Raw genomic sequence first — 21,559 nt, 5'->3', positions numbered from 1 at the left:
CTGTAGTGGTCCAATAAAAGTGGACACCTCGATAGGGGGATAATTTCTCCAACGAGGACACTGACGATATGACGACACCTAACCGCAGAACGTTCGATGCAGCTTTCAAGCTGCAAGTGGCACAGATGATTCGTGACCAGGGTTTAAGCGTAATGCAGGTCTGCAAGGACCTGGGCTTGGCAGAAAGCCCGGTCCGCCGCTGGTTGGCCCAGTACGATGCCGAGCAGCTTGGCCAGCCTGGCCTGGGCAAGCCGTTGACCGCTGAGCAGCAACGCATCCGTGAACTGGAGCGAGAGAATCAGCGTCTGCGTGAGGACGTGTCGCTGTTAAAAAAAGCATCGGCCTTCTTCGCCCGCGAACTGAAGTGATCCAACGGATCATTCACCAGTGGCAGGAGAAGGCCAGCGTGACCCGTTTGTGCAGATTGTTGAGCGTCAGCCGCTCCGGGGTGTACGCAGCACGCCGACGGCGTGCTGCGCCCAGGCCCTGTGCCTTGGCAGCCCCCGTTCAGGCCGCCTTCGACGCCAGCGGTGGCAACTACGGCAGCCGACGTGTGCGGGAAGCCCTGAACGCTGATGGGTTGATGGTAGGTCGCTATCGGGTTCGTCGGTTGATGAAACAGCTTGCGCTGCAACCTCGCTGGAAGCGCAAGTTCGTGCATACCACCGACAGCCGACACGACCTGCCGATCGCCGCCAACGTGTTGAACCGACAGTTCAGGCCGGCTGCGCCGAACCAAGCGTGGGTGGCCGACATCACGTATATCCGCACCGACCAAGGCTGGCTGTACTTGGCCGCCGTGCTGGACTTGTACTCACGCAAGGTGGTGGGCTGGTCGATGGCACCGGCCATGCCTGCTGAACTGGTCTGCAACGCGCTGCAGATGGCGATCACACTGCGTCAGCCCAAGCCTGGCCTGATCGTGCATACCGACCGTGGCTGCCAGTACGCAAGCCATGCCCATCGTGACTTACTGGCCAAACATAAGCTGGTCGCCAGCATGAGCCGAAAGGGCAACTGTTGGGACAATGCCGTGATGGAACGCTTCTTCCTGAACCTCAAGATGGAGCGGGTGTGGCAGCGCCGTTATGCCAATGCGGCTGAAGGGATCGTCGACATCAATCACTACATCGTGGGCTTCTACAACACCCATCGGCTGCACTCGACGCTGGGCTATCAATCACCGGCTGACTACGAGAAAGTTAGCCACTGAACACCCTATCTCCGTGTCCATTAAAACTTGACCACTACACTCGTTCAGCACATCAAGCTGCGCACCAACGCCCTTCCCATCGCGAGCAGGCGACGCGCATCTACCCGCGCCAGCGTCACCCCACCCGCTGAAAACTCGAAGTCCCAACGCCAGAACGCAGAAGGCCGCCAAACGCCTTTTCGTCGCATGCCTGTATGCGCGGCCACCCGCTTCCGTGTCACCCCACCCGTTGAAGGATTGGTGACGTACCGAACTGCCGAAATGTAAAAGGCCACTGAAGGACACTCCGAAACGCGAGCCGTTGAGCTACTTCGTGGCGACCTGGCCAACCAATCCCCAAGGCCAGCCGCACGGCGATTAAAAGACGATGGCCAACGAATGCCGAGAACCGATTCCAGCACCAAGCAGCCAGAAAGACGGAGCCGTCCACAGGCGGGATTGGCTTTTAACCAAACGACCTTGAAGGCGTGGGTGGTGGGGCCGGGTTGGCTGCCCTTCTGGACGAGGTGGAGGGCGGGAGTCCCGACGCCAACGTCCAGCGGGGCAGACGAGCCGGCCCCACCACCCGCGACTGGCAAAAGAAAGACACACCGCCACGACCCACCAAAAACAAAGGGCAGCCCCATAAAGGACCGCCCCAAGCAACCAAAGCAAAACCATTCAAACCGTCAAATAAGCCCGCCGAACTTCCTCATTCTCAGCCAGCTCAGCCATGCTGCCCGTATACCGAATCTGCCCCTTTTCAAGCACATAAACCCGATCCGACACCAGCTCGGCAAAGTGCACATTCTGCTCAGACAACAGAATGCTCGCACCCCGCGCCTTCAGCTCAAGAATCATCTGCGCCATCTGCTCCACAATCACCGGCGCAACACCCTCAGACGGCTCATCCAACAACACCACAAACGGATTCCCCATCAGCGTCCGCGCAACCGTCAGCATCTGCTGCTCACCGCCGCTCATCTGCCCACCCGGCCGATTCCGCATCTCCCCCAGATTCGGGAACAGCTTATACAAAGCCTCCGGCTGCCAATTCAACGCATCCGTCCCATCCGGCCACTTCCGCGCCGGCTGACGCCCAACCTCCAGGTTCTCCGTCACACTCAGATCAGTAAACACCCGCCGATCTTCCGGCACAAACCCCAACCCCATCCGCGCCACCTCAAACGGTTCACGCGAACTGATGTCCTGCCCCATGAACGCAATGTTGCCGCGCCGCTTGGCCAGCATGCCCATGATCGCCTTCAGCGTGGTCGACTTGCCCGCGCCATTACGACCCATCAAGGCCACCACCTCGCCACGCCGCACATCCAGCGACACATCGAACAGAATGTGCGCCGCGCCGTACCAGGCGTTCAGATCCTGCACCTTCAACAGCAGGTTGGCATCAGCAGCCGAGGCCGTAGAAGAACGAGAAGCAAGCGTGCTCATGCGGCCACTCCGGTAGGTTTCTCGAAGGTCTTGCCGCTGCCGAAATACACTTCCTGCACCTTGGGATGATTGCGGATTTCCTGCGCGCTGCCTTCAGCGATCAGCTTGCCGCGCGCCAGTACGATCATGCGGTCGGCATAGGCAAACACCACGTCCATGCTGTGCTCGGTGAACAGCACCGCCATGCCGCGATCGACCACCAGGCGCTTGGTCAGCGCCATCAAATCATTGCGTTCCTGCGGTGCCATGCCGGCAGTAGGCTCGTCCATCAACAACAGCTTGGGATCGTTGGCCAAACCCATGGCCAGCTCGACACGTTTCACGTCACCATAGGCCAGTTCACTGCAAGGCCGGTCGGCCTGCGCAGCCATGCCCACCTGGGCCAGCAATTCCATGGCCTCACTGCGATATTCGTTTGCTGCGCGGCTGAACCAGGAATAGATACGGCTGCGGTGCGACAGCAAGGCCATCTGCACGTTTTCCACCACGGTAAGCGACGCAAAGGTGGCGGCGATCTGGAACGTCCGGCCTACGCCAAGCCGCCAGATATCGCGCGGACGCATGCCCACCAGTTCGTGGCCATCGAGTTTCACCGACCCGCTGGACGCCGCCAATTGCCCGCCGACCATATTGAAGGTGGTGGACTTGCCTGCACCGTTCGGGCCGATCAGCGCAAGCAGTTCACCTGCCGCCACATCGAAACTGATACCGGCAACAGCCTGCACGCCACCGAAGGACTTGCTGATGTTTCTGACCTGCAAGAGACTCATGATGCCTCCTTGGATGTTGCCAACGAAGCCCCGTTGCCGTTGCTGCCCTTTCGTGCTTGCCAGCGCTCACCCAGCTCGCGGCAGAAGCCTGCAATGCCTTGCGGGAACACCAGCACCAGCAGCAAGATCACGCCGCCGAACAAGGCGCGCCAATATTCCGTGGATCGAATGATGTAGTCCTGCAGCAGGCTGAAGCTGGCCGCCCCCACGATCGGGCCAACCAAAGTCTGAATACCGCCCAGCAGCACCATCACCAGGCCGTCAACCGACTTGCCCACCGCCATTGCATCTGGCGAGATGCTGCCTTTGGAGAAGACAAACAGCGAACCTGCCAAGCCCGCAAACAGGCCCGCGATCACAAAGCCGATCCACTGGATGCGCTTGACGTCAATACCGATCGCATCTGCACGCAGCGGCGAATCCCGCCCAGCTCGCAAGGCGTAACCGAAGGGCGAGAACAGTACCCGTCGCAACACGATGATGGACAGGCCGACCAGCGCCAGGCTCAGGTAGTAGTACGGCGTGCCGGACAGCCATTCGGCCGGCCACACGCCCACAATGCCGTTTGACCCGCCCGTGAAGTCGTCCCACTGGTACACCACGGACCAGACAATCTGCGAGAACGCGAGCGTCAGCATGGCCAGGTAGACACCGGACAGGCGCACGCAGAACCAGCCGAAGATCAGCGCGCCCGCCCCGGCCACCATGGGGGCCAAGGCCAGCGCAAGCGGCATTGGCATGGATGCGCTTTTCAACAGCAGCGCAGCCCCATATGCGCCCAGACCGAAGTACGCGGCGTGACCGAAGGAGTGCATGCCGGCCGGCCCCATGATGAAGTGCAGGCTGATGGCAAACAGCACGGCCACCAGAATGTCCTGCGTCAGCACGGTGGCATAAGGCAACCAGGGCGACAGCAAGGGCAAGACCGCCAGCGCCGCAAACACCACCACGGCCATCAGCTTGAAAGACTTGGACGCGGCGCGCAGCGGTGCTTCCAAGGGAGCAGAATTGCGGCTGGCACCCTGCGGTTTGCCGAACAGCCCCCAGGGCCGGAAGACCAGCACCAAGGCCATGAATACGAATTCCACCACCAGTGTCAGCTTCGGGAACGAAATGCTGATGCCCAGCAGCGTGACCGTACCCAGGCCCACGCAAAGCGCCTTCAGTTCCGCAATGATCAGCGCGGCCACATAGGCACCCGGAATCGAGCCCATGCCGCCTACCACCACGACCACGAAGGCATCGCCGATGACGCGCAGATCAAGCCCGAGGCTGGCGGGTTCGCGCGGCAGTTGCACCGCGCCGCCCAAGCCTGCCAGCATCGCGCCCAGCGCGAACACGCCAGTGAACAGCCACGCCTGGTTCACGCCCAGCGCACCCAACATCTCGCGGTCTTGCGTGGCGGCGCGCACCAGCGTGCCCCAGCGGGTACGGGTCAGCAGCAGCCACAACAAGCCCAGCACAATCGGGCCGATGACAATCAGCGCCAGGTTGTAGACGGGGTATTGACGACCAAACAGATCGATAGCGCCGGTCATGCCCGGGGCGCGACGGCCCAGCAAGTCTTCGGCACCCCAGATCCACAGGGCGGCGTCATTGATGATCAATACCAGCGCAAAGGTCGCCAGCAACTGGAAGAGTTCAGGTGCGCGGTAGATCCGACGCAGCAATACGATTTCGATGGCCGCACCGACGGCACCCACGATCAGCGACGCGGCGATCAGCCCGAACCAGAAACCGAGCGCGCTGCCGCCGATGCGCTCGACCAGCGAATACGCCACATACACGCCCAGCATGTAGAGCGAGCCGTGTGCGAAATTGACAATGCGGGTCACGCCGAAGATCAGCGAGAGGCCAGCGGCCACCAAGAATAGCGATGATGCCTCGGCCAAGCCGTTGAGCATCTGCGCAAGAAAACCCGTCAGATCCATGAACCTGGCACCTGTGAGGAATGCGTGCGTCGCGGGCGCGACGCATCGTGCAAAAGCCGCAGGGGCATGGCGACACCGTTGCCGCCATGACCATTACGGAAGTGTCAGTCCGGCTTGCGCAGCTTGCGGATTTCTTCGTCCGAAGGCTGAACCTTGGCACCATCGACATAGCGGAAATCAACCATTACGCCCTTGCCGTCCTTGCTGGCGAGCTTGCCGACATAAGCACCCATGGTCGACTGGTTGTCGATGGCACGGTATTCGATCGGTCCGAACGGAATCGTGAGTTTCAGGCCCGAGAAGGCCTTGATCATGGCCTCGGTTTCCGTCGAGCCACCGCTACGCTTGATGCCTTCGGCAATCGACTTGATCGCGCTGTAGCCAACGACAGAACCCAGGCGCGGATAGTCCTTGAACTTGGCCTGGTAGGCCGCCAAGAACGCCTTGTGCTCGGGCGTGTCGATGAATTGCCACGGGTAGCCGGTAACGATCCAGCCAGCCGGGGTTTCGTCGCGGAAGGTGTCCAGGTATTCCGGCTCACCGGTCAGCACGCTGACCACCGGGCGGTCCTTGAACAGGCCACGGGTGGTGCCTTCGCGCACGAACTTGGTCACGTCAGCGGCGAACAGCACGTTGAAGATGGCGTCGGGCTTGGAATCGGCCAGGGCCTGCACCACGCTGCCGGCGTCAACCTTGCCAAGCGGTGCTGCCTGCTCAGACACGAACTCGATGTCGGGCTGCTTGGCCTTCATCAAGGCCTTGAAGGTGGCGACTGCCGACTGACCGTATTCGTAGTTGGGGTACACGATGGCCCAGCGCTTCTTGTTCAGCGCCAATGCTTCCGGCACAAGCATCGCAACCTGCATGTAGGTCGAGGTGCGCAGGCGGTAGGTGTAGCGGTTGCCGTCTTGCCAGGTAATCTTGTCGGTCAGCGGTTCGCTGGCCAGGAAGAACACCTTTTTCTGGCGGGCGAAGTCGGTCAGCGCCAGGCCGATGTGCGACAGGAACGAACCCGTCAGCACGTCAACCTTTTCACGCGACACCAGTTCTTCGGCCGCGCGCACGGCGTCGCCCGGCGTGGCGTTGTCGTCGCGGATGACCAGTTCCAGTTTCTTGCCATTGATGCCACCGGCATCGTTGACTTCGTCCAGGGCCAACTGCATGCCCTTCTTGTACGGGTCGAGGAAGGCCGGCTGGGCTTTGTAGCTGTTGATTTCGCCGATCTTGATCGTGCCCTGAGCCCAGGCCGACGCGGCCGTCAGTGCCAGGCAGGTTGCGCCCAGGATCTGGGTATAGCGTTTGAAACCGTACATGGTGTCCCCTCGGAGGTATGGCGGTATCACAAATGGCGGAAAGACCTGGGCATCGACTGAACGCACAAGGCTTGATTCAGGTGTATACGCTCGATATTGCACGCAGAAACTTGCGCTGGCGCAAATAACCTTACAACAAAAAGGTGTATTGGCAAATAACGGTGCAAACGGCGTGACACATCACAAATACAGTGCACTTCAGCACCAGAAACAGCACCAACTCAGTGCTGAAAGTGCATATGAATACGTGAATACCATTACGCGGGGATCGTGCATTTAGCACGTCCTCCCGGTAATTTCGGGTTTCCCCTATTGGGATATCGGTATTCAGTTGCCCGAGGATGAGGGGGCAGTGTCGACTTCGCACATCTTGCGAAGCAGGTAGATCATGGCTACCCGTTCGGCGGGATTCAGATCGCCGAAGGTGTCGGTGGTGATCTTCTCGGCGAAGGGCACCATTTCACCGACCAGCGCGCGCCCGGTGTCGGTCAGGGTGACCATGACCTTGCGGCGATCTACGGCGTCTTGCGCAACCTGGAGCAGGTCGCGGGATTTCAGGCGTTCCATCACACCACGCACGGTGGCCTGGTCGATGGCGGTGATTCGTACCACGTCGCTCAGCGAACAGGCGTCCTGGTCGCGCACCGCGCACAGCACCACGAACTGTGCGGCAGTCAGTTGCGAATCGGGAATGGTCTGCTGGAACAAGGCCACATGGCGCTGATAGGCACGGCGCAACAGATGACCGATCTGTTCAGAGAACTGATAGTCGTCAGTAGAGGCACGGGCGCTGGAGACATGCGGCGCAGAGGTCAAATCGGACATGTGATGAATACCGGGCTGGGCATCGACAAGTATACCGACGCGCGCCCTGCTGGCGCAGTGTTGATTGCAATGTGGCGAAGATCGCAATGAACAAAGTACAGACGAAAAAAAGTGGCCATGCGGCCACTTTCTGTCTTTGCTCTACCGGCTTTGTTCAACATGCAGCCGGAACCCTCCCGGGCCGCATTGAACCGTAGCAGAACCGTCGATCAGGCCTTCTCAAGCCCGGCGTGCAGTTCCTGCACCGAGTACACCTGGAAGCCGTTCTTTTCGCGCATGTACTGCATGCCCTCGACCGCTGCGCGTGCACCGGCCATGGTCGTGAAGTAGGTCACGCGCGACGCCAGTGCCGAGGTGCGGATGGCCCGCGAATCGACGATGGCGTTGCGACGCTCTTCGACGGTGTTGACGACCAGCGAGATTTCGCCGTTCTTCACCATGTCGACGATGTTCGGGCGGCCTTCGGCAACCTTGTTCACCACGCGAACCGGGATGCCGGCTTGCTCGATGGCTGCCGCCGTGCCGCGCGTGGCGACCAGCGAGAAGCCCAGGCCATGCAGACCACGCGCCAGTTCCACGGCACGCAGCTTGTCTTCGTTCTTCACGCTGATGAAGGCGGTGCCCGATTCGGGCAAGCGCACGCTGGCAGCCAGCTGCGACTTCACGAAGGCTTCGCCGAAGCTGATGCCCACGCCCATGACTTCACCGGTCGACTTCATCTCGGGGCCGAGAATCGTGTCCACGCCCGGGAACTTGACGAAGGGGAAGACGGCTTCCTTCACCGAGTAGTACGACGGCACGATTTCCTTGCCCAGACCTTGCGCGTCAAGCGACTGGCCGGACATCGCACGCGCCGCCACCTTGGCGAGCTGGATGCCGGTTGCCTTCGACACGTAGGGCACGGTACGCGACGCACGCGGGTTCACTTCCAGCACGTAGACCGTACCGGCTTGAATCGCGAACTGCACGTTCATCAGGCCGACCACGTTCAACGCGCGGGCCATGATGGCGGTCTGACGCTTGATCTCTTCAACCGTCTCGTCAGACAGCGAGTAAGGCGGCAGGCAGCAAGCCGAGTCACCCGAGTGCACGCCAGCTTGCTCGATGTGTTCCATCACGCCGCCGATGTGCACGCGCTTGCCGTCAGACAGGCAGTCCACGTCGACTTCGATCGCGTCGTTCAGGAAGCGGTCGAGCAGCACCGGCGAGTCATTGCTGACCTGCACGGCTTCGCGCATGTAGCGCTCCAGGTCCTTCGGCTCGTGCACGATTTCCATCGCGCGGCCGCCCAGCACGTAGCTCGGGCGCACGACCAGCGGGTAGCCGATCTCTTGTGCGTGCGACATGGCTTCGGCTTCGGTACGCGCGGTGCGATTCGGCGGCTGCTTCAGGTCGAGCTTGTGCAGCAGCTTCTGGAAGCGCTCGCGGTCTTCGGCGATGTCGATGGATTCCGGGCTGGTGCCGATGATCGGCACGCCGTTGGCTTCCAGCGCCTTGGCCAGCTTCAAAGGCGTTTGGCCGCCGTACTGCACGATCACGCCAACCGGCTTTTCCTTGTCGACGATTTCCAGCACGTCTTCCAGCGTGACCGGCTCGAAGTACAGACGGTCAGACGTGTCATAGTCGGTGGACACGGTTTCGGGGTTGCAGTTGACCATGATGGTCTCGTAGCCGTCTTCGCTCAGCGCGAGGGCAGCATGGACGCAGCAATAGTCGAACTCGATACCCTGGCCGATCCGGTTCGGACCGCCGCCCAAGACGATGATCTTCTTGGCATTGGTCGGCGCGGCCTCGCACTCTTCCTCGTACGTGGAATACATATACGCGGTGTTGGTGGCGAATTCAGCGGCGCAGGTGTCCACGCGCTTGTAGACCGGGCGCACGTTCAACTGGTGACGCAGCTTGCGGATTTCGGTTTCCGTCGTGTCCAGCAACCAGCCCAGACGACGATCCGAGAAGCCCTTGCGCTTCAGTTGGAACAGCGTGTCGCGATCCAGCGCGGCAAGCGTGTGCTTTTCCAGCGCCAGTTCGATGTCGACGATTTCCTTGATCTGCGTCAGGAACCACGGGTCGATGTGCGTGAGGTTCTGCACTTCTTCCAGCGAGAAACCTTGCGCGAAGGCATCGCCCACGTACCAGATGCGATCCGGGCCAGGTTCGCCCAGTTCCACCGTCAGCTTTTCGCGGTCGGTGGTCTTCTGGTTCAGTCCATCTACGCCAACTTCCAGGCCACGCAGGGCTTTCTGGAAGGATTCCTGGAAGGTACGGCCCATGGCCATCACTTCGCCCACCGACTTCATCTGGGTGGTCAGGCGCGAATCGGCCTGCGGGAATTTTTCGAACGCAAAACGCGGCACCTTGACGACCACGTAGTCGATGCTGGGCTCGAACGATGCCGGGGTTGCACCACCGGTAATGTCGTTGCGCAGTTCGTCCAGCGTGTAGCCAACCGCCAGCTTGGCCGCGATCTTGGCGATCGGGAAGCCGGTGGCCTTGGATGCCAGCGCCGACGAACGCGACACGCGCGGGTTCATCTCGATCACGATCATGCGACCGTTCTTCGGGTTGATCGCGAACTGCACGTTCGAACCGCCGGTATCGACGCCGATTTCGCGCAGGACCGCGATCGACGCGTTACGCATCAACTGGTATTCCTTGTCCGTCAGGGTCTGTGCCGGAGCAACGGTGATCGAGTCACCAGTGTGCACGCCCATCGGGTCCAGGTTTTCGATCGAGCAGACGATGATGCAGTTGTCGACGCGGTCGCGCACAACTTCCATCTCGAACTCTTTCCAGCCGAGCAGGGATTCTTCGATCAACAGTTCGTTGGTCGGCGAGGCTTCCAGGCCACGGCGGCAGATGGTTTCGAACTCTTCCGCGTTGTAGGCAATGCCGCCGCCCGTGCCACCCAGCGTGAAGCTGGGGCGGATCACGGTCGGGAAGCCGGCGGTGCCAACTTCTTCAGCGATGCGACGCTGCACGGCCCAGGCTTCGTCCATGCTGTGGGCAACGCCCGACTTGGCCGAATCCAGACCGATGCTGGTCATCGCGTTCTTGAACTTCAGGCGGTCTTCGGCCTTCTCGATGGCGTGTTCGTTCGCGCCGATCAGTTCGACCTTGTACTTTTCCAGCACGCCATGCTTGGCCAGGTCCAATGCGCAATTCAGCGCGGTCTGGCCGCCCATGGTGGGCAGGAGCGCATCGGGGCGCTCTTTTTCGATGATCTTTTCAACGACTTGCCAGGTGATCGGTTCGATATAGGTGACATCGGCCGTCTCCGGGTCGGTCATGATCGTGGCCGGATTGCTGTTGACCAGGATGACCTTGTAACCCTCGGCTTTCAGGGCCTTGCAGGCCTGCGCGCCGGAATAGTCGAATTCGCAAGCCTGACCGATGATGATCGGGCCTGCGCCAATGATAAGAATGCTTTTTATGTCTGTACGCTTGGGCATGGGACGCCTAACTGCTTGTCTGTTTGATTGCGGAGCTTGATGCGTGGCTGCGGGGCGGCGGTTACGCCGCGCGCGCCTGCTGCATCATCTGCGCGAACTTGTCGAACAGCCCCAGGATGTCGTGCGGGCCGGGGCTTGCTTCCGGGTGACCCTGGAAGCAGAACGCCGGACGGTCGGTCAGCTCGAAGCCTTGCAGCGAGCCGTCGAACAGCGACACATGCGTCACACGCGCCGTCGCCGGCAGCGTGGTCGGATCGACCGCAAAACCGTGGTTCTGGCTAGTGATGAACACGCGCTTGCTGTCCAGGTCCTGCACCGGGTGGTTGGCACCGTGGTGACCGAACTTCATCTTCAAGGTCTTGCCGCCTGCGGCGAGACCCAGCAACTGGTGACCCAGGCAGATGCCGAATACCGGCAGCTTGCGATCCAGGAACACCTTGGTGGCGGCGACTGCGTAGTCGCAAGGCTCTGGGTCGCCAGGGCCGTTGGCCAGGAACACGCCGTCCGGGTTCAGCTTCAACACGTCTTCGGCCGGGGTTTGCGCGGGCACCACGGTGATGCGGCAACCGCGATCGGCCAACAGGCGCAGGATGTTGTGCTTCACGCCGAAGTCATAGGCGACCACGTGGTACGTGCCGGCGTTGTCTTTCTTGAAGCCTTCGCCCAGCGCCCAGGTGCCATCGGTCCAGGAATACGATTCCTTCACCGAGACAACCTTGGCCAGGTCAAGGCCTGACATACCGGGGAATTCGCGAGCCAGTTCCAGCGCTTTTTCAGCGTCGTCGCCAGCCAGGATGGCACCGCCTTGGGCACCCTTTTCACGCAGGATACGGGTGAGCTTGCGCGTATCGATCCCGGCAATGCCTACGACTCCCTGTTCCTGGAGGTAGGCTTGCAGTGTTTGCGTGGACCGGAAGTTGGAGACCACTTGCGGGTAGTCGCGCACAATCAGGCCGGCGGCGAATGCCTTGACGGACTCGTTGTCCTCCACGTTGATACCGGTATTACCGATATGCGGGTAGGTCAACGTCACGATCTGACGGTGGTAGCTCGGGTCGGTCAGGATTTCCTGATAACCGGTCATTGCCGTGTTGAACACGACTTCGCCGACCGTGTGGCCAGACGCGCCAATCGAGATACCACGAAAGATCGTGCCGTCGGCAAGGGCCAGAATCGCAGGGGAGGTCTCGGGAAAGAGAGACGGCAACAAAGGAAAATCTCCGTGTCGTTACCTTCCCGGGGCGGCCCGCAGTGCAGTGAGACTGCATCCTGCGCGGCCGGAGCGCACCACCCGCACGCTGTGGACGCCGCAAGGAAATGCGGCGACTCGTGTTGGGGGGCTGCGCGGTCTTGAGGGGCTCGCAAACTCAGGAACGTGTCAAAAAAACACGTATTCATGGTTCTGCGTGGCCCGGCTCAGACCAGCATGCGACAGATGGGGTTATGCGCTAGGGAAGGTATGAAGTGAAAACGCTAAACCTTCCGATTATAGCGTTTCCCCGCACTTTAAAGATAGGGGCTTTGCAGTCATATCGCGCTCCCGGCCCCTGCAATGCTGCTGCCCCGCCACATTCTCGGTTTGCGGACAGGCGCACTACACTTGCGTTATCGACCGCTCAACAAAGAAGAGATTGCCGTGCCCACTTTGCTCGAATCCCTGCGCCAACACACTGTCGTCGTCGCCGATACCGGTGACTTCGAAGCCATGCGCGAATTCCGTCCGACCGACGCGACCACCAACCCGTCGCTGATCCTGAAAGCCGTCCAGCAAGACGCCTATCGCCCGATCCTGACGCGCGTGGTTGCGGCCAACAAGACCGCCCCGCTGCCGGACCTGGTCGACCAGGTGCTGGTGGCCTTCGGCACCGAGATTCTGGGCATCGTGCCCGGCCGCGTGTCCACTGAAGTCGATGCCCGCCTGTCCTTCGATACCCAGGCCACCATCGACCGCGCGCACAAGATCATTGCGCTGTATGACGCCGCCGGCATCTCGCGCGATCGCGTGCTGATCAAGATCGCTTCCACCTGGGAAGGCATCCAGGCCGCGCGCGTGCTGCAGTCCGAAGGCATCAAGGTCAACATGACGCTGCTGTTCTCGCTGGTCCAGGCCGTGGCCTGCGCCGACGCAGATGCACAGCTGATCTCGCCCTTCGTCGGCCGCATCTATGACTGGTACAAGAAGTCTGCCGGCGCATCCTGGAACGAAGCGGCCAAGGCCGGCGTGAATGACCCCGGCGTGCAGTCGGTGGCATCAATCTACGCGTACTACAAGAAGTTCGGCATTCCGACCGAGATCATGGGTGCCAGCTTCCGCAACGTCGGCCAGATCCTCGCGCTGGCAGGCAGCGACCTGCTGACCATCAGCCCTGATCTGCTGGCCAAGTTGGCGGCGGAAGAAGGCGACGTACCTGCATTGCTGGACCCGGCCACGGCCGCTGCCTCGCCCGTGGAACGCCTGACGGCCGACGAAGTCACCTTCCGCAACCTGCTGAATGAAGATGCGATGGCGACTGAGAAACTGTCAGAAGGCATCCGCGCCTTTGTGGCTGATGCACGCAAGCTCGACAGCCTGATCGAGGCACTGCGTTAATGGCAGCTCCGCGCCCAGATGAGCGCCCCGATGCGGGCCGCGCGCAGCCCGCAGCAACATCGACCACCCCACGCCGCATCGGCTTGCTGAACAAGCTGGGTAACGCTCACTGGGGCGTTGCGGTAGGGCTGGGCGTGCTGCTGCTTGCCGTGGGCGTGTACAAGGGCGAACTGTTCGCCCAGGTCTACGGCGGCATCATGATTGCGCTGGGAATCGGACTGCGCATCGTGCGCGGACGCTGAAGCACGTCAACGCAGCTTGTGCTGGCGATGGAAGGCACGCGGATGATTGTTGTGCCGACCATCGCCATCTATTCAGATGGGTACCGACAGTCAGGTGTTCGTAACCAGTTCCGGTGGCCAACCACTGCACCGCTGGCTCGCCGCTAACCTTTTGCCACGGATATTTCGCCGTCTACGCTCTACCATTGCGAACTTGGCCATTAAACCCGGCTAATAATTCTGCAAGGAGCGAGTCGTTGACTGCAAAACCGGTGCAAGCCCCCGCGGCGCAAGAAAACTCCACCAGCTGGCAACGGCCACCTGCCGAGCTGCGCTATGCAGACGAACTGGCTGCCCTGCGTGCGGCCGACACCGCCGCGCGGCCCCCTGGCTGGAGCATGTCACTGGCAAGCGTCAAGCAATTCATCCTGGGCGGCAACGGTTCGCCGCCCAAGCTGGTGTGCTCGCCCGCGCTGATCGAACGCGCGATGGTCACCTTGGCGACCTCGCGCGCGCTGCTGTTGATTGGTGAGCCTGGCACCGCCAAAAGTCTGTTGTCGGAATTGCTGGCCGCTGCGGTCAGTGGGGATTCGACGCTGACGATTCAGGGTGGCGCGTCGCTAACTGAAGACCAGATCAAATACGGTTGGAATTACGCCTTGCTGGTCAGCGAAGGCCCGACCGAACGCGCCTTGGTACCCGCCCCCTTGTATCGCGGCATGCGTGAAGGCCGTGTGGTGCGCTTCGAGGAAATCACACGTTGCCCGCTGGAAGTGCAGGACAGCCTGCTGTCGGTGCTGTCCGACCGCGTGCTGGCCGTGCCTGAACTGAAAAGCGATTCGGCCATGGTGTTCGCGCGTGATGGCTTCAACGTCATTGCCACCGCCAACACCCGCGACCGGGGCGTGAACGATATGTCGGCAGCGTTGAAGCGCCGCTTCAACTTCGAAACCGTGTTCCCCATTGCAGACCTGGAAGACGAGCTGGCGCTGGTGCAGCGGGAATCGGCTGCGCTGCTGCTTCGCTCGGGCGTGCCGCAGGCCCCGCATGTCGACGTGCTGCGTGTGCTGGTGACGTGCTTTCGCGAACTGCGTGAAGGCACGGACGACGGCGGCAAGGGCATGGAACGCCTGTCATCCGTGATGAGCACGGCCGAGGCCGTGAGCATGGCGCATGCCATTGGCGTGCGCGGACACTTCATGCGTGGCGACAATGGACGGGCCGAAGACATTGTCGAATGTCTGGCCGGTACTGCTGCCAAGGACAACGCCGATGACCTGGCCAAGTTGCGCCGGTATCTTGAACAGCGCGTGTCCAAACGCAAGGGTGATGTCTGGCGCGAACTGTACGCGGCACGACATCGTCTGACTGCATGAGCGTGCATGCCATGCATGCAGCAAGCAGCACGGTGAGCGAGCATCCCGGTCAATCAGACGACGGCCTGATCGTCATCGGCGTCCGTCACCACTCGCCTGCCTGCGCACGCCACGTGCGCCAGGTGATCGCGTCCACGCGCCCGGCCTTTGTGCTGGTCGAAGGCCCGGCCGACTTCAACCCGCACATTGCAGACTTGAAACGCCCGCACACGCTGCCGGTAGCCATCTTCAGCTTTCATGCCGGGCCAAACGACAGCCGCTCGTCTTACGCGCCATTCTGCGAATACTCCCCGGAATGGCAAGCCTTGTCGGCTGCCTTCGAAACAGGTGCCACGCCGCTCTTTTGCGACCTGCCCGCCTGGACACGTGCATTCGGCGACACGCCCAATCGCTACGCCGATCCGCACGGCCTGCACATCGACGCAGTGGAAACCGCATTGGCCAGCCGCCTGGGCGAGCAAGACCTGGATGCCTTGTGGGATGCCTTGGCCGAACAGGCCGACCCAGATGCCCTGCCCGCGCGGCTGGCGCAATACTTCGCCTTGCTTCGCCCCGACGGCGCAGAAGACCCCAGCGAAGCCGCACGCGAACAGCACATGGGACGCTACGCCGCCTGGGCAGTACGCCAGGCAGCAGGAAGACCGGTGGTGCTGGTGTGCGGTGGCTGGCATGCCGACGCCATCCGCCGAATTGCCCGCAGTGTCGATGGCGCTGAGCTGCCGGACACACCCCAACCGGATGGCGATACCCGCGTCGACAGTTATCTGGTGCCCTACAGCTACCCTCGCCTTGACCGCCTGAATGGCTACGCGGCGGGCATGCCTTCCCCTGCGTATTACGAACAGGTTTGGCAACACGGCTTGGCCCGCGCAAGCGACTGGGCATACACGGTGATTACACGCACTTTGCGCAAGCGCGGCCAAGTGGTGTCCACCGCAGACCGCATCGCGTGGGCAGCACAAGCCGAAGGACTGGCACGCCTGCGCGGTCATCGTGCAGCGCTGCGCCACGACCTGCTGGATGGTGCCCTGTCCACGCTGCTGAAAGACGGCCTGGACCAAGTGCCCGACTGGTCCAGCCAACGCGGTCTGCGCGCGCATCCGTTCCTGGGCACCATGCTGCACGCCCTGTCCGGCAAACGTGAAGGCCAGCTTGCGGCAGGTACACGCGAACCACCATTGCTGCTAGAAATTCAGGAACTGCTGAGACAGCTGACGCTGGAACCGCAGACCATGCCACGCGAGGTGCAGCTGGACTGGAGCCTGCCAGAAGATCGCAGGCGCGCGCATGTGCTGCACGCGCTGCGCATTCTGGGCATTCCGGGGTTCGAGCGCGTGGGCGGCACGCCCTTGGCTGATACCCGCACGCCAAGCGAAAATTTCCGCATCACCCGCCACCGCGATCTGCACGGCGCGCTGATCGAAGCATCGCGCTGGGGCGGCACGCTGGAGGCGGCGGCATCAGGCTGCCTGGCGGCGCGCGACACCGACATTGCCAGCCTGGCAAACACCTTGTCGGATGCCTTGTTCGCCGGGCTGATGGACGCCCACGACGGCACCGTCAAAACACTTGATGCCGCATTGAGCCAGGCCCACGACCTGGGTGCACTGGGCAAAGCGCATCGACGCATTGTGTCCCTGTACCGCTTCGGCGACATCTTCGGTGCGGATGCACGTGCGGGCCTGGCCCGGCTGGCACAAGCCGGGTTCGAACAGACCGGCTGGTTGCTGGAATCGCCCCAGGCCACAGGCGATGGCAAACAAGCCGTGACCGCCATGCAGGCCTGCCGCGACCTGCTGCGCGACTGCCCGGAAATCCCGCTTGCGCGGGACTCCTTTCTGGCGACGGCAGCACGCTGCATCACATCGACCGACAGCCCGCCCACACTGGCGGGCGCGGCCCTGGGCCTGCGCATAGCTTGCGGCGAAACAGCCGCCGATGGTGTCGATGCACGCATTCGGCGCGTGTCGCAGCCTACCGAGCTTGGCGATTTTCTGATCGGCTTGTTTGCATTGGCCCGTGACGAAATCGGCACCGATCAAGGTGCCATGCAAGCCGTCGAAGAACTGGTCGCGGACTGGCACGACGGCGATTTTCTGCGTGCGCTGCCACCGCTGCGCGAAGCATTTGCATGGTTCCCGCCACGCGAACGCGAACGCATTGCACGCGCGCTGCTGACCCGACATGGCATGGCACCCGCACAAGCGGAAGCCGACGCCATGCACTGGATGCGGCAAAGCGTGCCGCTGGATCAACAAGCCTACGCACTGGCGGCCGAGCAACGGGCCGTGGCGCGCATGGCGCGCGCGGGCCTGGTGTTGCCGCCGCCCCGCTCAACCCAGTAAATACAGGAGCCCACACACATGGAACGCTACGAACTGGTTGAAGGCAGTGCAGCGAAATTCTGGGAAGTCTCGGTGACTGGCGACACGGTAACCGTGCGCTTCGGACGCATTGGCACCAATGGTCAGACCAAGGACAAGCAACTGGCCGACGCAGCTGCAGCCGAGAAAGAAAAGCTGAAACTGGTCAAGGAAAAGACTGGCAAGGGATATGTGCTGACGGGAAGCGGGCCAAGCCCGGCACCTGCGGCCAGTGCAACGCCTGCCGCAGCACCCAAGGCCGCGAAGGCAACAACGACAAAGGCGAAGACAGCCACGGCAAAAGACGACGCGACCGATGAGCATGCATCGAGCGCCGCAGCGGCACCTCCACCTTCGCCCGAGAAAGCCGCCGATGCAACGACCGCGCCCGACGCCCTTGATGCGTCCCCGAAGGACAGCACTGCTGACGTTACCAGCCCGTCAGCCAACGCCTCGGCCGCCTTCGCAGAAGAAAGCGCCCGCCACGGTCTGCTATTCAAAGGCACCGCCCTTCCCACGCGCAGCCGCCCGCGCGCCACCATCGATGCAGCACGCGACTGGGCGGCGTATCGCCAGCACATGGCCGCGCTGCCAAAAGAAGCCAGGGATCGGCCTGCTGAATTGCGCAGGCTGAAGGAGCGTGACGCCGACACGCCGCCAACCGTCGATCTGGACGCAATGGTGACCTGGCTGAACGATGCTGCCGTCGTGTGGGAAGTTGCCAGCTCGGGCAATTACCGCGAGGGGTCGTCAGTGACCGACGACCGGATCGGCAGCCTGGCATCCCTGGCACGCTGGGGCATCGCCACGCTGGGCGCGCAAGCCATGGTCGACGTGGTCCAACGCGCCACGCCGGTTCCCCCGAAGCACCGGGGCTATCAAGACTTGGCCTGGGCAGAGCCGTATGCGCTGGCAATGCGGCAGGCGTTCACGGCCATTGCCAGCGATGCCGACTACGACGCGGCGCTGAATGCTGCGCAGGACGCCGTCGCGGCCGACCCAAGCCTGGCAACTTTCTTCACGTTTGTGTTCGCTGATGACCGCCCCGCCAGCCATGCATTGCAGGCGTTGTCACAGCTTCAGGCAGCCGCCGCTGCCAACATCGATATTGCGTCGAACTCCTCGCTGCTGCCACTGCTTGCCGATGCGCCGCCATCGGCCGTTGCCGCATGGCGTCAGAAGCGCCAGTACCTGTTCTATTTCGTCTACCTGCACGTATCGCCGGAAACGGTGGCGGCGACCTTGACTGAAGTTGCCCGCCATCACGGCGAGTCTGCACTGCCCGCACTGGAATGGTTGCTGCACTACGCAGATGAAGGCCGTCGCACCACCGTCGCACGTGCCTTGCTGGAAACGCGTGACGAAAGCGCTTTTGCGGTACTGCTGCCCTACCTGCATGAACGCTGGATACGGGCTGCGCTCGATGCCGCGATCAAGGCTTATCCGGTATGGAGCTTCCGCCAGCTGCTTGGACTCGCGGCCAGCAGTCGCGTTGAGCCAGCCATCAAAGCACGGCTGGCAGAAGTGATCGCCACGCACGGGGAAGCTAATGTGCGCCAGTGGGCAGAAGGGCTGGGTGCCAAGGAAACTGCGGCACTCGAACGGAGTTTTGCGGTCCGAGACGTCGCCATTGCTGCCGACGATGCATTGCCCGCCATTCTGCGCAGCATGCCTTGGCGCACACCGGCATCCAAGGCAGGCAAGCCCATCACCGTGCTGTCCTTGACGCCTATCGATACGCCCTTCGCCTTTGCTACCGACGAGCTAAGCGATGAGGCACCCATGCGCGGCCAGCCCATGGTGATGGAAAAACTCACGGAGCTTGCCACCTTCGTGCATCGGGCCGAGAAGAACCAGAAGCCGGGCTGGCGATCCATGCCGGCGCTGGACTCCCTGCCTGCCGCCAGCGAACTGTCGGGCGAACAATGGCTTGAATGGGTCGTCGCCAGACTTAAGGCAGCACGCGCGGCAAACGCTTACCTGACCTCCACGGATTATGCGCAGCTGTACGCCACGATCCACATGCATCACGAAAGCCTGTCGCTTGCACTGTGGGAAATGCCCGCTGTTGCGCAGGAGTTCTACCTGAACTGGGAGGTCACGACTGCACGCATGCTCAAGCGCTTTGGCGAGCGGGCAGCACCAGGCTTTGGCGTGCTGGTGGGTCAAGATCCCTTGTACTTCCTGCCCCATGCGATGGCGGTAGACAGCGCACACATTGCACCGCATGCGGCACGTGCCCTGACCAAGCTGAAAAAAGGGTCACCGCTGGCCATTCCGTGGCTGCGCCGCTACCGCCGGACGGCGATGATGCGGCTGATCCCCGACGCCATGGGCAAGCCCGGTGCGTTGCGCGACGCAGCGTCCCAGACCTTGCGCTGGTTCGTTGATGACGCTGAAGATGGTCGCGCCGCCCTCGACGAGGCAGTGGCCGCCTATGCAGCGTCCAACCCCGAGGTTAAGGAGTCCATCGACCAGGTAGTGGCGCAAGACCCTGCCGACAACGTACCGTCCAAACCGCCCAAGCTGCCGATCTGGTTCCAAGCCGCCTTGTTCACCCGCCCGGAACTGGCCAGTGGTGCCGGCGCGCTATCGGACGACGCAGTGCGCGGCCTGGGCGAAATGCTGATGCTCGGCGCAACTGGCGAGCCGTATGTAGGCGTGGCGCGCACACGCGCGGCACTGACGCCGGAAAGTGCTGCGGCGTTCTCTTGGGATGTGTTTTCGGCATGGATGTCGGAAGGCGCACCGGGCAAGGAAAACTGGGCGCTGCGAGCGGTGGGCTGGCTGGGCGACGACGAATGTGCACGCAACCTGACCAAGCTGATTCGCAAGTGGCCGGGTGAAGCGGCACATGCCCGCGCCGTGACCGGCCTTGAAGTGCTGACGGACATCGGCAGCGATGTCGCCCTGATGAATTTGAACGGCATCGCCGAAAAGCTGAAGTTCAAAGGCTTGCAGGAAAAGGCCCGCGAAAAGATCGCTGCGATTGCCGAGGCACGGGACCTGACGCCCGAAGAACTTGCAGACCGCCTGGCCCCCGACCTGGGTCTGGACGAACGCGGTGGCTTGGATCTGAACTTCGGCGAACGCACATTCCGCGTAGGCTTCGACGAGTTCCTGAAGCCATGGGTGAAAGATGCAGAAGGCCGTCGCCTGAAAGACCTGCCCAAGCCGAACAAGTCGGACGATCCGGAACTGTCCAAGCAAGCCAGCGCCACCTGGTCGACGCTGAAGAAAGACGCGCGCGCCATTGCATCACTGCAGATCACGCGACTGGAAGCGATGCTGGCCAATTCGCGGCGGGTGAAACCCGAGGTGTTTCAGGTCTTCTTTGCGACCCATCCGCTGATCCGCCACCTGACCCAGCGGCTGCTGTGGGGCACGTTTGCCGATGACCACGCAACATCCAAACCCACGCAGGTGTTCCGCCTCACGGAAGACTTGTCGGCAGCCGATGTGAACGACGACCCAGTCGAGTTGGATGTGTCGGCGGATGCCAACTATCGAATCGGCCTGGTGCACCCGCTGCAACTGGACGACGAAGCCCGCGCCGCCTGGGGCACGGTGTTCGCCGATTACGAGATTGCCCAGCCCTTCCTGCAACTGGGCCGCGAAACCTATGTGCTGGACGAGGCCGAACGCGGCGTGGATACGATCAGCCGCTTCGCCGATGCCGAGGTCGAAACCACCCGACTGCGTGGCATGAGCACGCGCGGCTGGCAAATCGGTGCCCCGCAGGACGGTGGCGTGTCGATGTGGCTGGAACGCCCGGTGAACTTTGCCGACGGCAAGACGGGCACGGTCTACCTGCACATTTCCGAAGGCATCTATGCGGGTGCCCAGGAATACGAACCCAAGACACAGAAGATGGGCACCATGGGCCTGGACGACCCGTGGGGATCGAACGCCCGCCAAGGCAAATCTGGCCGCAGCTTTGGTGACCTGGACCCGATCAGCGCGAGCGAACTGCTGCGCGTGCCAAGCCTGGTGGCAAGCAGCGCGGGGGCATGAGCTTCCGATCACATGCTGCGACTCAATGGCCCTGCGGCTAACGAAAAAAAGGAAATTCGC

The 21,559-nt window shown here is 62.1% G+C and carries 13 protein-coding genes; 6 read left to right on the top strand and 7 right to left on the bottom strand.

The window, feature by feature from the left end; all coding sequences use genetic code 11:
- Positions 1–68 precede the first annotated feature (68 nt).
- A protein-coding gene (locus tag FXN63_RS06595; RefSeq protein WP_148813868.1) for an IS3 family transposase occupies positions 69–1,213 on the top strand; the annotation gives its coding sequence in 2 pieces (ribosomal slippage) (positions 69–339 and positions 339–1,213; 1,146 coding nt in all).
- A 660-nt stretch (positions 1,214–1,873) separates the two neighbouring features.
- On the opposite strand, the gene FXN63_RS06590 is transcribed toward FXN63_RS06595, so the two are convergent.
- The 7 genes from FXN63_RS06590 to carA form a co-directional block, all read right to left on the bottom strand.
- Positions 1,874–2,644 carry an ABC transporter ATP-binding protein gene (locus FXN63_RS06590; RefSeq protein WP_148813865.1) on the bottom strand — a complete coding sequence of 257 codons (771 nt, stop codon included), beginning with the start codon at positions 2,642–2,644 and terminating at the stop codon, positions 1,874–1,876.
- On the bottom strand, positions 2,641–3,414 hold the full coding sequence (locus FXN63_RS06585; RefSeq protein ID WP_148813862.1) for an ABC transporter ATP-binding protein: 774 nt from the start codon (positions 3,412–3,414) through the stop codon (positions 2,641–2,643). Before FXN63_RS06585 ends, FXN63_RS06590 begins: the two co-directional genes overlap by 4 nt.
- Positions 3,411–5,345 carry an ABC transporter permease gene (locus FXN63_RS06580; RefSeq protein WP_148813860.1) on the bottom strand — a complete coding sequence of 645 codons (1,935 nt, stop codon included), beginning with the start codon at positions 5,343–5,345 and terminating at the stop codon, positions 3,411–3,413. The genes FXN63_RS06585 and FXN63_RS06580 overlap by 4 nt, the downstream gene beginning before the upstream one ends.
- Positions 5,346–5,449: 104 nt before the next feature.
- Positions 5,450–6,658 (bottom strand): ABC transporter substrate-binding protein, encoded by a 1,209-nt coding sequence (locus tag FXN63_RS06575; protein WP_148813859.1) that lies wholly within the window; start codon positions 6,656–6,658, stop codon positions 5,450–5,452.
- 327 nt (positions 6,659–6,985) lie between these two features.
- A complete protein-coding gene (locus tag FXN63_RS06570) occupies positions 6,986–7,483 on the bottom strand; it encodes a MarR family winged helix-turn-helix transcriptional regulator (RefSeq protein WP_148813857.1) in 498 nt (165 codons plus the stop codon).
- Between the two features lie 209 nt (positions 7,484–7,692).
- Positions 7,693–10,935 (bottom strand): carbamoyl-phosphate synthase large subunit, encoded by a 3,243-nt coding sequence (gene carB, locus FXN63_RS06565; RefSeq protein ID WP_148813855.1) that lies wholly within the window; start codon positions 10,933–10,935, stop codon positions 7,693–7,695.
- A 61-nt stretch (positions 10,936–10,996) separates the two neighbouring features.
- The gene (gene carA / locus FXN63_RS06560; RefSeq protein ID WP_148813853.1) at positions 10,997–12,145 is read right to left on the bottom strand and encodes a glutamine-hydrolyzing carbamoyl-phosphate synthase small subunit; all 1,149 of its coding nucleotides are present in this window, start codon (positions 12,143–12,145) and stop codon (positions 10,997–10,999) included.
- Positions 12,146–12,571: 426 nt separating this feature from the next.
- Here carA and tal point away from each other — a divergent pair, with 426 nt between their 5' ends.
- From tal to FXN63_RS06535, 5 genes are all read left to right on the top strand, one after another.
- Positions 12,572–13,525 (top strand): transaldolase, encoded by a 954-nt coding sequence (tal, locus tag FXN63_RS06555; protein ID WP_148813851.1) that lies wholly within the window; start codon positions 12,572–12,574, stop codon positions 13,523–13,525.
- The gene (locus FXN63_RS06550) at positions 13,525–13,767 is read left to right on the top strand and encodes a hypothetical protein (protein WP_148813849.1); all 243 of its coding nucleotides are present in this window, start codon (positions 13,525–13,527) and stop codon (positions 13,765–13,767) included. Before tal ends, FXN63_RS06550 begins: the two co-directional genes overlap by 1 nt.
- A 236-nt stretch (positions 13,768–14,003) precedes the next feature.
- Positions 14,004–15,122 (top strand): ATP-binding protein, encoded by a 1,119-nt coding sequence (locus FXN63_RS06545; RefSeq protein ID WP_246165051.1) that lies wholly within the window; start codon positions 14,004–14,006, stop codon positions 15,120–15,122.
- Positions 15,123–15,133: 11 nt separating this feature from the next.
- A complete protein-coding gene (locus tag FXN63_RS06540; RefSeq protein WP_148813847.1) occupies positions 15,134–17,467 on the top strand; it encodes a DUF5682 family protein in 2,334 nt (777 codons plus the stop codon).
- An 18-nt stretch (positions 17,468–17,485) separates the two neighbouring features.
- Positions 17,486–21,499, top strand: coding sequence for a DUF4132 domain-containing protein (locus tag FXN63_RS06535; RefSeq protein WP_148813845.1), 4,014 nt, complete (start codon positions 17,486–17,488; stop codon positions 21,497–21,499).
- The last annotated feature ends 60 nt before the right edge of the window (positions 21,500–21,559 follow it).

Source organism: Pigmentiphaga aceris, assembly GCF_008119665.1.
In the GTDB taxonomy this organism is placed as follows: domain Bacteria; phylum Pseudomonadota; class Gammaproteobacteria; order Burkholderiales; family Burkholderiaceae_B; genus Pigmentiphaga; species Pigmentiphaga aceris.
The sequence above is the reverse complement of the archived record's forward strand: the minus strand, read 5'-3'. Positions and strand labels throughout refer to the sequence as shown.